Annotated in this window: 12 protein-coding genes; 1 reads left to right on the top strand and 11 read right to left on the bottom strand. The window is 29.1% G+C overall.

Features of this window, described 5'->3' with window-relative positions:
- Window positions 1–168 precede the first annotated feature (168 nt).
- From DWY01_RS10430 to DWY01_RS10480, 11 genes are all read right to left on the bottom strand, one after another.
- Complete coding sequence (locus tag DWY01_RS10430; protein WP_117996057.1) at window positions 169–2022, bottom strand: site-specific DNA-methyltransferase; 1854 nt, start codon at window positions 2020–2022, stop codon at window positions 169–171.
- On the bottom strand, window positions 2015–2875 hold the full coding sequence (locus DWY01_RS10435; RefSeq protein ID WP_117996058.1) for an AbiJ-NTD4 domain-containing protein: 861 nt from the start codon (window positions 2873–2875) through the stop codon (window positions 2015–2017). The genes DWY01_RS10430 and DWY01_RS10435 overlap by 8 nt, the downstream gene beginning before the upstream one ends.
- Entirely contained in the window at window positions 2876–3589 is a 714-nt protein-coding gene (locus tag DWY01_RS10440; protein ID WP_117996059.1) for a DUF4391 domain-containing protein, read from the bottom strand. It lies immediately after the preceding gene.
- Window positions 3586–6816 (bottom strand): helicase-related protein, encoded by a 3231-nt coding sequence (locus DWY01_RS10445; protein ID WP_117996060.1) that lies wholly within the window; start codon window positions 6814–6816, stop codon window positions 3586–3588. Before DWY01_RS10445 ends, DWY01_RS10440 begins: the two co-directional genes overlap by 4 nt.
- A gap of 100 nt (window positions 6817–6916) precedes the next feature.
- Window positions 6917–8725 carry a hypothetical protein gene (locus DWY01_RS10450; protein ID WP_117996061.1) on the bottom strand — a complete coding sequence of 603 codons (1809 nt, stop codon included), beginning with the start codon at window positions 8723–8725 and terminating at the stop codon, window positions 6917–6919.
- Window positions 8709–10685 (bottom strand): McrB family protein, encoded by a 1977-nt coding sequence (locus DWY01_RS10455; protein WP_117996062.1) that lies wholly within the window; start codon window positions 10683–10685, stop codon window positions 8709–8711. The genes DWY01_RS10450 and DWY01_RS10455 overlap by 17 nt, the downstream gene beginning before the upstream one ends.
- The gene (locus tag DWY01_RS10460) at window positions 10672–11490 is read right to left on the bottom strand and encodes a hypothetical protein (protein ID WP_117996063.1); all 819 of its coding nucleotides are present in this window, start codon (window positions 11488–11490) and stop codon (window positions 10672–10674) included. The genes DWY01_RS10455 and DWY01_RS10460 overlap by 14 nt, the downstream gene beginning before the upstream one ends.
- Window positions 11491–11495: 5 nt before the next feature.
- The gene (locus tag DWY01_RS10465) at window positions 11496–11843 is read right to left on the bottom strand and encodes a hypothetical protein (protein ID WP_117996064.1); all 348 of its coding nucleotides are present in this window, start codon (window positions 11841–11843) and stop codon (window positions 11496–11498) included.
- A 33-nt stretch (window positions 11844–11876) separates the two neighbouring features.
- Window positions 11877–12077 carry a helix-turn-helix transcriptional regulator gene (locus DWY01_RS10470; protein ID WP_117996065.1) on the bottom strand — a complete coding sequence of 67 codons (201 nt, stop codon included), beginning with the start codon at window positions 12075–12077 and terminating at the stop codon, window positions 11877–11879.
- 176 nt (window positions 12078–12253) lie between these two features.
- Window positions 12254–12514 carry a gamma-glutamylcyclotransferase gene (locus DWY01_RS10475; protein ID WP_117996066.1) on the bottom strand — a complete coding sequence of 87 codons (261 nt, stop codon included), beginning with the start codon at window positions 12512–12514 and terminating at the stop codon, window positions 12254–12256.
- A 121-nt stretch (window positions 12515–12635) separates the two neighbouring features.
- A complete protein-coding gene (locus DWY01_RS10480) occupies window positions 12636–13982 on the bottom strand; it encodes a hypothetical protein (protein WP_117996067.1) in 1347 nt (448 codons plus the stop codon).
- A gap of 98 nt (window positions 13983–14080) precedes the next feature.
- Here DWY01_RS10480 and DWY01_RS10485 point away from each other — a divergent pair, with 98 nt between their 5' ends.
- The gene (locus DWY01_RS10485) at window positions 14081–14320 is read left to right on the top strand and encodes a hypothetical protein (RefSeq protein ID WP_117996068.1); all 240 of its coding nucleotides are present in this window, start codon (window positions 14081–14083) and stop codon (window positions 14318–14320) included.
- Window positions 14321–14373: the final 53 nt, after the last annotated feature.

Below are 14373 nucleotides of genomic sequence, written 5' to 3' on the forward strand. Positions count from 1 at the left end.
ACGCTCTTGCCCCCCCCCCGAAAATTTCAGAGCCTAAAAGAGATTTAAGAATGTCATAATTAACCACACCTTCTTGAACAGCTTCTGGGAACAGCTCTTTAAGTTTCTCAATATTTTTTCTTTCAAGGTTCAAACTACAACTATTTATTCTATCCATTCATTTTACTCCTATATACACTTAACATCTTCTACACCAAACTTTTCAAGATTATAAACGGCATTTATTTTTGAATTATCATCCATAAATCCAGCTTCATTAAAAATCACTGTCTTAGGAGATAATTCGCCAATAGCTTTCACATCGTCAGACGTTATTTGATCATCTAAACAAACAAGCATATAACGTTTACCAACACGATACATTGTTTTGCCATTCATATTAATTTCTTCAACCTGTTTATCAAACACACCATATTTAAGCATAATTTCATAAAGAATATCTTCTTTACTTCTATCTTTCTTGAACACTTCACATAAACGCATAGCAAGCTCTTTTTCATCAAGCTTCATGTTAGAATCCCATTCATTCACATTTGTTGAATCTAATTTAAACACCTTAAATCCAATATCTGTTGTAAACTCTTCATCTGAACCAAACAATCCATCAGATGGATGTTCTTTTTCCCATTCAGCCTTAATTTGTTCACCAGCACGACGAATTCGTTCTTCACCTATTTCGCAAATATTCTTATATCCTGCTTTAAATGCTTCAGTTTTTTCTTCACATAATTCAGGTAACTGTACCATTATAAATTTACGGTTTCCACCATCTTCAGCATTTAACTTCATCACTGCATGTGCCGTAGTTGCTGAGCCAGAGAAGAAATCAAGTATAACCGAATCTTCTCTAGACAATATTTTTATTAATTGTTCTATATATAATACAGGTTTTGGAAAATCAAAATATTTCTTATCATCAAACAAACTTTTTAATTCTCTTGTTGCAGTTTGATTGTGTCCAACTTCTTCTGAAAGCCATAACGTACTTGGTTTTCTCCCGTCTTGAACATCGCATAAAAATCTTTTTTTACGTGGAAATGAATTGCCATCTTCTCCAAACCAAATTTGGTTATCATCAACTAATTTAATCAAATTATCTTGAGAATATACCCAATGTTTACCTTGAGGAACATCAAAACACTTCCCTGTTTTTGGGCTCTTTATAACAAAGTGACCATTAGAACGTTCTCCACTTGCAACTAAATCTCCAGACTGCCATGCTCCTCTTGGATCATTATCAATATTTCTATATCGACTATTCATTTCCTCTGTTCTTGGCAAAAGATTAATGTTTATGCAATCAATTGATTTAGCATATATAAGAGCATATTCATGGTTTTCTGAAAAGTATTTTGCATCATTTTTAATACTATGAATCTTTTGCCAAACTATACAAGAAACAAAATTGTACTCACCTAATACTTCGTCGCATATATTACGTATATTCTTTTCTTCATCATCATCTATGCTAATAACAATAACCCCATCATCACTTAAAAGATTTTTTGCAAGCATTAATCTTGGATACATCATATTTAGCCAATCCGTATGGAATCTACCATTACTTTCAGGATTAGAAGAGGATATTTGATTAGTTTGTTCTTTATAATTTTCAATGCTATTTCTAAAATCATCATGATACACAAAATCATTGCCTGTATTATAAGGCGGATCAATATAAATCATTTTGATCTTTCCATAATAAGTTTTTTGAAGTTGCTTTAATACTTCTAAATTATCTCCTTCAATATACATGTTTTCTGTTGCATCCCAGTTCTTTGATTTTTCTTTACATGGTCTTAATGTTGCAGATGATGGTGTTTGAGCTAATTTAATTGATTTAGCTTTACCATTCCAAGTAAATTGATACTTTTCCTTCGAATCATCTACTTCATCCCCAAGCATTGCGCGTAACATGTCAAAATTAATCTTTCCTTCTTCAACTGCTTCAGGAAATAATTCTTTTATTTTATCTATATTATTCTTTTCTAAATTTAAACTTAGACTATCTAATCTATCCATTATTATTCTCCTTCATTTTATTAAATTTTACTTTTAGGTAGTTTACAAATGCAGAACATGATACCAACATAAATTTGGCATCTTCTTCGGTTACTTCTTTATCTTCGATTCCTCCATGTCTTATTCCACTTTCATCACTTGCATACCCATATAACGCTTGAAAACCATTTTTCATTGCACCATGAATATAAATTCCATTCTTTTCTAGTTTTCCTAAAGCTTTACCTAGTTCTACTTTTTTACCACAAATAATACAACACATAGATTCGACTGCGCTGATTGATTCTTTAATAGAATTCTTGTAATCCGGATTTTTTCTATCTGAATAGAATGATAATGCCTTTTCTAAATGATTATTTACTGAATCAAAAATTGAATCCATTGCTTTTTCAATCTCATTAATTTCTTCTTCAGTTGTAATATTTACAACTTGATTATCAATAATACGATATCCTATATTCTCTTCTACAAAAATTTTGTTAACATCATTTTTAAAATTTGAAATTTTCTCTTTTTCGTTCCCACCAATTAATTTACTATCCGAAACACTAAAACTTAATATCATTTCTAAAATATCATAATACGTATACCATTGCTGAGCATACCATATCCTATTGATTTTGTTCATTAGCAAGTCTCGAATGTCTTCGTTTTCTAATTCATACAAATCCAAATCTACTTTATATCCTAACCTATCCCATAGTATATTTAAAATATATATACTTGACACAACATTTAATTGTATTTTAAAAAAAACATTAAATCTATTTAGTATTCGTGTTTTACAATTTTCTGAAATATCATTTAACATTAGAGGTTTTTCATTATAAATATTCCTTCCCGAAAATAACATTTAAACACCTTCTTTCAATCTTTTGACTATATTCTTTTGTTTCGTTTCTTCATCATACATTTGATCATCAATATCCATCTTCTCTGATTTCATTGAAGCTCTTTTATACTGTTCTTTTAAGTTATTTATATTTGTCTGTATTGCCTGGTATTCTTTGATAATTGATTTGTAATCAAGATCAGCTGTTGGATATACCTTAATCAAATTCAATACACCAATCTTATAGACTATCTGTACGGTTTTTGTGTAGTAGTCTTTTAAATTTATTGCTGTTATTTGACTTAGATTCAAATAATTCATTGACTCCGTATTTATCTCTTGTACAACATTATCTTCTAATACCGTTTTCGTTTGATCTATTTTACTGATTCTTTTTGGAGCTACACTAATCCATTCTTTATCCGTATGTTCCATCAACAAAATTGTTGGTTCTGGAAATGCAGCGTGCAGTTGACTTGATAAATCCGTTAATTGATCATTCTTCTTTAATGTAATTTGCAACACATAAATAGCTTGATAACTATAATCATCATCTCTATAAGCTCTATAATGAATTGTTTGTTCATTTAATAAGCTTACAAGATAAATAGAAGCCACATGGCTTTCTATCAATCTTTTATTTTCTGGTGTCGGCTGTAATTGTTCAACCAATGTTTTTACTGGAACTCTTTGTTTTGTAAGAGTTGGTATATTTAATGCTTCTAATACACTCATGATTCCACCACCAAGAATGACACTAATTCAAAATCATTTAACCCATTTACTGTATTGTCCAATAAGGTTGCCTGGCCTAATTGGAATAAAGATTGAATTCCTTTTTGTTCTACAATACCCTTAATGTCATAAACAGCTTTTTCTAATAAATCCGTATATTCAGACATGTCTGAACCATTCTTTGTTTTCTTATTAAACTTCTTAACAAGACTTTCAATCGGTTCACTCTTTGTCTGACATAACACTTTATATAGATCCAATATTTTTTTTGGATTCGTATTCTTTACATGAATTGAACCATCTGAATTTACATAAACCAAGTAATAAGGATATAAAGAAGTAGCTAATTCCTGGCTATCTGTATATTTCTTTTGTTTTAAACAATAAATAACACCTTCAACACACTCTTCTTTATTTTTATCCGGAATATCTGTTACTGCATACACTCCAGTAGGATACTTCTCTAATACATTTGGATTTTCTTTCATAAAACGATCCAAAGACATAATATAATCATCTAAAGTTAAGTCTGTAATAGAAATACCACCCTGTAAATCTTCAACATCTAATACTTCATTTTGAAGTTGTTTTAACTGATTCTTACGATATTCCAGGTTCTTACTTTCTGCTGACAATAAGTCATCATCACCAGTAGCTGATAAGTCCAACATAACCATTCGATTTTTAACTCTATGTTCTAGATTAATATATTCATCTAATTCCATATTTGGCCAGAAATTCACTAACTGAATCACTTTATTGATAGATCCAATACGATCAATACGCCCAAATCTTTGAACAATTCTTACTGGATTCCAGTGAATATCATAGTTAATCAAATAATCACAATCTTGTAAGTTTTGTCCTTCTGAAATACAATCTGTCGCAATCAATATATCGATTTGTTCTTTGTTTACATCCAAATGGTTGGATCTAGGTGAAAAGTGCGTTAAAATCTCTTCAAATTGATTTGAAACCGTCTTTAAATTTGTTCGAACACCACTACCACCTGTAACTAATCCACAATATAATCCATGTTCTTTTAATAGCCAGTCATGAATATTAGCATATAAATACTCAGCTGTATCTGAGAAAGAAGTAAAAATAATAATCTTCTTATTACTGGTATTAATTGGATTCTTAATCTTTTTAGAAATGTGATTCTTTAAATCCAATAACTTACTGTCTTTATCCGGAGTTACATCAATCGATTGATATAGTAATTCTTCTAATATCTTACGATCTTCTGCAAGGTCTTCTCTTAGTCTTAAGGCATCTAAATCTTTTACCTTAATTTTAATCTTTCCACCAACTTCATAATCAAAATCATCATCTTCTACATCTGAAAATGTATCATTATCTAAATCATAACTTTGTCCTTTATCTAGGATATCCATCATAATTTCAATTTGTTTTAGAATTCTTTCTAAAGTCAAAGTAAATGAATTAATAGAACTCTCCAATCGTTTAAAAATATTCACTCGCATCAAGTTAACAATATTCTTTTCACGATCCACCTGTTTAAACTTGCTTGCACCACCCTTTACTTCCTGGTCATATAATTCTTCATAATAAGCCAGTTTACTAGGAAGTACATAAAGCATTGGAGAATAAATAGATAAATGCAGTTTAGCAATCATTCCATTAACTACACTTAATGCAGGAAATTTATTGTTGATATCAATATCCGACTTAACAGAAACGGGTTTTAAACGAGTCGGAAATTCACCAATATCCTTTGTATCATAATAAGTCTGAATTTGTTTTCTACTACGAGCAATCGTTACTGTATTCAACAAATTAAAGAAATTATAATCTAACATTGGAAGAAGATTGGCCGTTGTTTGTTTTTCTTCCGGAAGCTTTGACCATTCCTTAAACTTAGCTTGTGCGACACGAAGCGTTGTTTCAATACTATTAATACCCGTCGATTCTTTAAACGCATCATCCTTATCTTCTGTAATAAACATGATCTGGTTCTTTAAATCTGCCAATCTATTATTTACCGGTGTAGCTGAAAGCATTAATACTTTTGTCTTAACCCCACTCTTAATAATGCGATTCATCAATTTCTGATAACGTGTTTCTTTACCTTTTAAAGCTGTATTATTTCTAAAGTTATGCGACTCATCAATCACAACCAAATCATAGTTACCCCAGTTGATTGTTTCTAGATTAATATCACCCGATTTACCTTTATCACGAGATAAATCCGTATGATTCAATACATCATAGTTAAAGCGATCCTCTGCTAAGAAGTTTGTCGTACTATTTTCTCTATAACCAATCCAGTTACTACGTAATTTCTTTGGACAAAGAACCAATACACGATCATTTCTTAATTCATAATATTTAATGATTGCTAAGGCTTCAAAAGTCTTACCCAAACCAACAGAATCCGCAATAATACATCCATTATATAGTTCAAGCTTTTTTATAGCTCCAACTACTGCATCATGCTGAAAATTATATAGAGCGTTCCATATCTTAGTTTTATTAATACCCGTACGCTCTTTAACTCTAGCCATATCATCCATATTCAATAGCTTTTCACCAAAAATATTATAAAGAGTCAAATAATAAAGTAATTCCGGTGAATTTTCTTTATATAAATTCGACAAATGCTTTAACAACTCATCTTTAACATCTGTCACAATATCTTCATTATTAAAAATTTGATTAATAAATGCATGATATTGTTCAATCATTTGTTGATCATCACTAACCGTATTAAAATCAAAACGAATTTGATTTGTATATCCTAAACCATCCTTTGAAAAGGCTACATTATTTCCTTGTATTAAATAACAACCATCCTTATTTTCAACCAGGATATTACTAGGTGTAACAAAACCTGACTTAACTACAGATTTAATTTCACCTTTTTCTTTAATAAAGTTATAACACTTAGAAGCAATTTGATTCTGATCCAAGTTATTCTTTAATCCAATCTCCAAATTAAATTCAGACACATTTCTTTCTCTTTGATGCATTTGAAGCTCAAATTCTTTGACCTCTTTATCATTGGCAATAATACGCTTAATAAAAGTAGGCTCATTAAATAAAAACTTAAACTTACCACTCTTCTCTAATACTTTTCTAAGCTCTTCAAAAGCATAAATAGTAAAGATAGGTGACGAAATCGTTATTACAGAACCCTCTTTTGTATTTTCTTTAACATACTCTCCTACTGCGCCAATTTTATTATTATCTAAAACAACCGACATATAACCACCCTAGTATAAAATATAGAATAAATAACAACTTAATTTTATCACAAAAAGACAGATTCTAATTAAAAACCTGTCTCAATATGTGTTACATTTGTTAATGATCTTCTAAATTAATATAATCTTCGAACGTCTCAATAATTTGAGATTTTAAATCATTAAAACCTTGTGATTGTTCAAATGAATCACTTGGATAAAGGCCAATACCATATATATCCGTATCAATTTCAGTCAAGGCATCTTGTTCTTTGTCCGGATACAATACAATAACTTTGGAAATAACTCCTCTATGTAATTTATGTTTATCTTGTTTTAACTCCATAAATCCAAATTGATAATAATCCTTTAATGTTAGCACAACTTCCGTATCATCAACATCATTAAATATATTACTTTTTGATCTCCATTTATCTTCTACAATTACTGAAGCTAATGGTTTACTGCTAGCTTCCTTAAAAACAGAAACCATAAAATCTGGTTTATTGTGAGAAGTATTAATATAGCAAAAATCACTATTTAAAAAATCACTATTGCTCTTTTTAAGCTCTTTGTCGTAAACAATCTCACAACGCAATTCATCTTTGTACAATTTTAAAACGCTTTCGTTAGATAATTTATAAATTAAGTTCTCATTATCATAATTTTCACTATCAGTAAACCGGAACCCTATAGATAGCATTATTTTAATTAAAGCAATGTATGTGAAAGTTTCAAAAAGTTTTGGTGTAGATTTAAACGAAAAATATTCACCATTTTTATATTTTGATAAGACATTATTTTGAATTATCCTATATTCTTCTCTAAATCTGCTTAACATTAATAATCTCGAATCTGTAATCCTAACATTCCTTTGTTTAATATCACTTATTCCTTTAAGCCAAGTATTGTATAACAAATATTCAACATTCGTTTTGTAATGTCTAAGTTTACTGGCTATAAGTTTATAAGTTTCTAGAGCTTTGCACTCATCATCTATGCTATTTCTTAAATATACCAATTCATTCTTAGCTTTCTTCTTCAAATGATTTGCAACAAATCGTTCATTTTCAATTCTCTTCTGCTGAATTTCTTTATTTTTGAATTCAATTTCTTTATTTAAAATTTGTTTATTAATTTCATTACAATATGTATTATAAACTTTATATTGCTTTTGCAATTCATGGTTCCAGAACATTAATTCAGATTTGAAAATCTGATTTTGTAAATTATCTAATTGTAAATGAGCCTTTTTTATCATTATCGTGTCAGGAGAATATATATTCTCGTTATAACTCATCCCTTTTTTAGACAGCCATTTGACAGACTCACTTCCAAAATTCGATATTGTATGAGTTATTACATTTTTCTTATTCAATTCTACGTAATACATTCTATGATAACCAACAATATAGCTCATTAATTTTGGAAATTCATTCATTACAAATGAAACTTGAGAATAAATATTACCATTTTGTGATCCATCCACATCTTTATCAGCCAATTTTCTAGTTTTTAAAAAATCTTGAGATAGCCCATAATAAAACGAATCTACATACTTTCTTAACTCTATTACATTTTGATATTCTAATTTACCTGGTTCAACAAAAAACATAGAATATTTATAGTTTCCGTTTGAAACAAACCTTAGTTGAAAATAACCAGGAAAATAGGTACCTAAATCATCTCTACCCGTAGAAAAATGAATACTAACATTGGATATTGCTTGTCTAAATTCACCCGTTTCATAATCTTCATATTCTACACTATATTTCGATTCATCAAATACAAATTTTAAAAACAAATTATCTTCTTCCCTAAATGAGAATTGACTTGTTTCTATATTTATATCAAGTAAGATTTCGTCAGTGTATCTTACTTCATCGTTATATGTACAAAACTCTCTTATCACCTTAATTTGTGTATCCATTAATTCTCATTTCCTCAGCTTTCTTATTTATAGTTCTTCTTAATTCACTAAATTCTGAAATATCTGAGTGTTTATCTAACAAATCAGTCAATTCTGATGATTCTAACTCCGCTCCAATTGAACTTGAAAACCCAATCAATTCTCTTAATTGAGATTCAGTTCCTCTAATTTTTGGCATAATAGTTTGATTTAAAACAGTATCTAAAACTTTACCTCTGGTTATAACTAAAGTTTCATCTGTATCATTTGGTACATTTCGTATGTAATTACCTATATTTCTCAACACACGATAAGAGATTCCACCATCCGGAATATATTTACGAATTAAAATATCTAATTCGTCTAGGAATAATATTTCTTCATTTTTAAATGCATCCATATAATTTATATTATGATTTCTTGTCCATCCCATAAACTGCGAAACATCTTTACATTTAGATGCATTAACATCAATTGATTCTAATTTTGTTTGCGTTTTTTTATATGTATCAAAGAACTCAGAAAAACTTACTTTTTTTAAGTTAATAACAAATGTACGGTCTAATAATCTATTTGAAAAGTCTTTTGTGGTTTCATCAATATTTACAGTACCAATAAATATGATATTTTCTCCAATTTTTATTTCACTAGGAAATACCTTAGAATTAATACAGTGAGCATCTTCATCATATAGTTTCAAATATCGCTCATCTAAATCTTTCTCTAAAATAGAGATAAAAGGAGAGAACCAATACTCTACTTGTGATAAATTCATTTCATCAAAAATTACTAAATGCATATGTTCTTTATCTTCATTTGCATGCAGCAAAAACTTTACCAAACCTGTTTCTGCAGGAGTATACAATCCATTCATAGAGTTCAAATAACCTAAGACATCACTCGGTTCCGTATATGCTGGTGATACAGGCATGAATAATAATGTATTATTTTCTTCTGATAGCCCCAACATTTTAGCATAGTTATAAGCCAATTGAGTTTTCCCTGTTCCTGACATTCCAGCTAAAATAGTTAATGGATTAGTTTTCAAACTCGTATGGAAATTTACTAAATCTTCAAATTCATATTGTAACCCATTATTAATAGTCAATTTCTGAAGACCTCTTAAAAATTTTACTTCCTCATTATCCCCTATAACTTCGTCCTTTTCTTCCAACTCATTAGAAACTATAACAGCTTTCTTCTTATCAATTTCAAAACTTTCATTTTTTTCAATTAAACATAATTTGTTTCGGAACTCGTCATCCATGAAATAAGTGGAATCAGTAACACGAATCATGTGGTTATTGAAACCTTCTATTTCAGTATAATTTACTTTTTTTATAGCCTCAATTTTATTACATTTCCATCTATCTTTTTTTGTCGGATAACTTTCAAAAACTCCTCTGCCTGCACCCTGTGCTATTAAATAGGCATATGAACCACATAAGACAATGTTTGGTTCATCAACCATAATATCCGAATCATAATCTACCAACTCAAAATATGCCCCTGATCTTAATCTATCTTCAAAAAGTGATGGTTCCATTTGTACACGCGGAATATTATAATACCAAGCGTCTAAAGGCATATTATCAATTACTTTATAAATTGATAAATTCTTAAACCATTTACCATCTTTATTTTTATTGAATTCTGGTATATAAACAATTAATTTATCATTTAAGAAATCATTAATCGTATCATAATGTTCATCCAAAGAATTATAATCATTTTGTGGATCATAATAATCAATTAAAGAACTCCAAACTTGGTGATAGTCATCTCCACTATAAGTACTGGCATCGTCAAAAATATCAGACATTTCTTGCACCGGTGCTAAATCATAGCATCTTGTATCTAAATAATATCTAATTGCACCAGAAGACGTTGCAATAATATTTGTTACCGCACCAATCAAAAATTGATTTTTACACTTTTCCAATAATTTATATTCTTCTCTTGAAATACTATTTGTTGACATTTTGCTCTCCTTCTAACGATTTTATCAAAGTGTATTTACAAATTAATACTTTTTTTAAATTATTAAAATCATTTTCATTTTTGTATTTGCTTTCTAAATCATTAAATAATCTATATGCTTCAGAATAAGTAAAGTTATTTGATTTTATATCAATAAATTCATTTAAATTAAAAACAATTTTATCTTCTACTAAGATATCTTTATATTTCTGATTTTCCTTCCTTGTCTTTTCTAATTCTTTTAAACAATGATTATATAATTTATCTGAATCTTTATATTTTTCTAAACTCTCTTTTAATTCATCGTTTTGCTTTTTTAAATTAACATTTTCTTCAACAGCATCATCCAATTCTTTTTTTATTATTTTATTTTCCATCTCCTCATCAGTCATTTCACACAAAAATCTTATTAATGCATCGTATTCAAAATTAATATTTAAAGACTCATACTCTTTCCTATGAGATTCAATTATCTCTTTTATTTCTTTTTTCAATGAGCTATACGACTCATGCTCTAATAATTCAGCTAATTCATCAAATTTATTAAACTGCTTTCTAAACGTTGCGATAATTGTTTCATAAAACAAGGTTATAATTTTATCATTACCATCTATTTCTCCTAAAACCATTTTTTCAACAAATGAGTTAATGTCATTTTTTGTAATTTTATTCAAATTTTTCTTCATAATACTTACAAAAAAAACGCCTTTTACATTTGAAGACTCTGCTAATTTTTTAAATTCTTTTATATCATACAACCGATATAATTGTTTTCTCTCTTGATTATCTAAAGCTATCAAATTCATTTAAATCACCTTCTTATTAAGCTTATAGCTTGTTGTTCCATATCGATATTATTGCAATCCAATTTAGTATCAACTGTTAAATTCCATATACCAATTTCATCATCTTTTCTTTTTTGAATTACAAAAGTATTCGTATAAATTAGCATATCGTCATCAAATAGCTTAAAAGTAGTTTTACATTTTTGTTCATTCTTATCTAACCTCACCACTAATGTTGAATTTAATAAAATTATCTCACGATTAATCGTATGAAAACCATTCATAATTTCATAATGTAATTTCCTATTAGTAGGTACATCAATAAATTGCAATTCTATTTCATTTGACTTATCTATCATTTTCTTTAAAACCAAAATGACCACCTCATTTTTTTAATAAACAATCATTTACTTTATAATTCCCACTACATCATCAAATGTACAATCCAAACAATCACAAATACGAATCAAAGTATCCATAGATACATTTTCATGTTTAGATAGCTTTGCCAGTGTAGCCGGTGTTAACTTAGCTTCTTTAGCTAAATCTGTTTTTTTCATGCCTTTATCAATTAATAATTTAAACAGCTTATTATAACTTATTTGCATAAATTGATCCTCACTTATGTTTCTATTATACGTGAAACGCTTACACATATAAACATTAAATATTCATAAATGTGAACATTTTGTGAATAAATGTTAAGTAATATATTAATTCAATTTGATTCAAAACATTTCTAATAAAAATAACCAGTAAAAAACCAATAGTACAATACCACTAGTTATCTCACAATATACTCATACACCTTGACTTTGACTGGATTATTATTTAAATTGATCTCTACATCTATACATTTAAACAAGTATCCCTCACCTTCATATAGATCCACTCTTTGTTTTGTATGCTCATCTACTTCATACACTTCACCCTCTACTATAGAATTCTTATCTTTTACAATACCAGGATAATAAATAAAATCCATCTTTCTATATCCCTTTAGTGTTGCCTTTCCTAAATACTTTGAATTTGCTAGTACATCAATGAGCTCTTTGCCCCTTCATTAATGTTCCGTACACAAATAATCTTTCCATTATTTTTACCTCCTAACTGTATTTTAAATTCAATCGAAAAAAGGATTGAATAATGAGATTCATTTCCCACACTCAATCCTTTGCCGGAATAATTCTATGACGCTTGCCGTTGTTATCTACAACATAGAAGGTATCGTGTATCCAAGTAATGGTTCCATATACAAGGCCATCCACTGTATCTACACTATAGGCTTCTCCTGTCTTTAAAAACATAATTAGATTTTGTTCTGTAATACCATGCTCTAAATTATAATGCTTTTCAGATGCAAAATCTTTCTCATTAGTACTAATTTCAATATCAAGTACATCTCTTGCATATCTAGACAATTGATGCGAAATCTTACTAACCACATTCTCATACTGAGCATACGTTGTATCCTTATATCGTTTTAATTCATACATAGTTTCATTCATAAACTTCTTTTGCACAAGCTTCAACAAATGATTTGTCAATAAATATACTTCATCTAAGCTTAAAACCAAAAAGATTGGATGCACCGTTTGTTGATAGCGCAAATGATTCCTTTTATCAAAAACATTATCTTGGGTATAATTGATTTCTTCTTGATAATCCACATTTTCTTCTTCAACATCACCTGCCGTAGACACAAAACCAATATCTTTATAATGATTATCCTTATCATAAGCCTTTGTCTTGCAGAAAGGAAAAACCACATTTAAGAAGCAATAATCATTATTATGATTCTTACTCTTCCAATACCCTCTTTGTTTCAAACCACCATTCAAAGTAATTTCCTTAACAAACACATTACACCCCATAAACTCATTAATCTCATTTCGAGTCTTAGGCAAATGCATAAACTTCATTAAAGAAATTGCACGCTCTAATGTTTGAAACGTAACACTCGAACTATAATCTTCAATCAAATCCCAATAATCTAATTCTTCATCATTCATTTCTACTCGAGAACGCATAGTCTCATTTATTAGTATTGTTTTTGAACAATCACACGATTTATGAAGAAGTGACCAATCTATCTTATTCTGCATATAAGGCGATAGCTGCCTTTGAATCTTTTCTACAATCCCTTTATACAATTCAAAATATGCCGAATCATACTCATGTGCAATTGTCAATAAGACTTGTGTTAATAAGAATACTTCTGAAGCATTTAAAGCCAAAAAAATCGGATGCACACTTCGAGTGCCAGAATACCACAATGATTTTCTTTTACCCTTTTCTTTAAATTCTTCAAAATGAATCGGTACATTTGTATTGAATAAATTAAAATCTTGATCCCACTTTAAATAAACATTCAACTCTTTATTCTTATTATTCATGTTTTCTTTGAATAAAAATCTTGCCATATCCTCTTTGGTACGAGGATACTGCAAAAATTTAATCAACTCAATCATTCGCTCAATATAACGAATCGTTTTCTTCTCTAGCTCTTTCATACTCTGATTATACATCAATGTGGGAAACTAATCTCATTAAATAATTCTTTCTCTCAATCTAAAGTATGATGTAGCCAGAAACAAGGAGGACAAAGAAAATGACTTTAGTAATCGGCTACAATTTTAGAATTCCCGTACAAGAAACCATGTATTTTGACTTGATCGAAGGAAAAACAGACATTCTGACAATTCCTTATACAAAGGACGAAATTTTTAAGGGAGATTTTTTAACACTCTATCCAGAAACGGATATGCTTCTTCAAACCGACTTTGAGATTATTGGACACGTCAATACAATTGAAGATGAAAATGGCAATCCCATTAAGAAAATGATGTGATGTTAGCATATAAATAGGACTAGTCAAAAAGAGAAAATTTACACCAGTGGTAC

The sequence above is a fragment of the Eubacterium sp. AF22-8LB genome, from assembly GCF_003458715.1.
GTDB lineage: Bacteria > Bacillota_I > Bacilli_A > Erysipelotrichales > Erysipelotrichaceae > Holdemanella.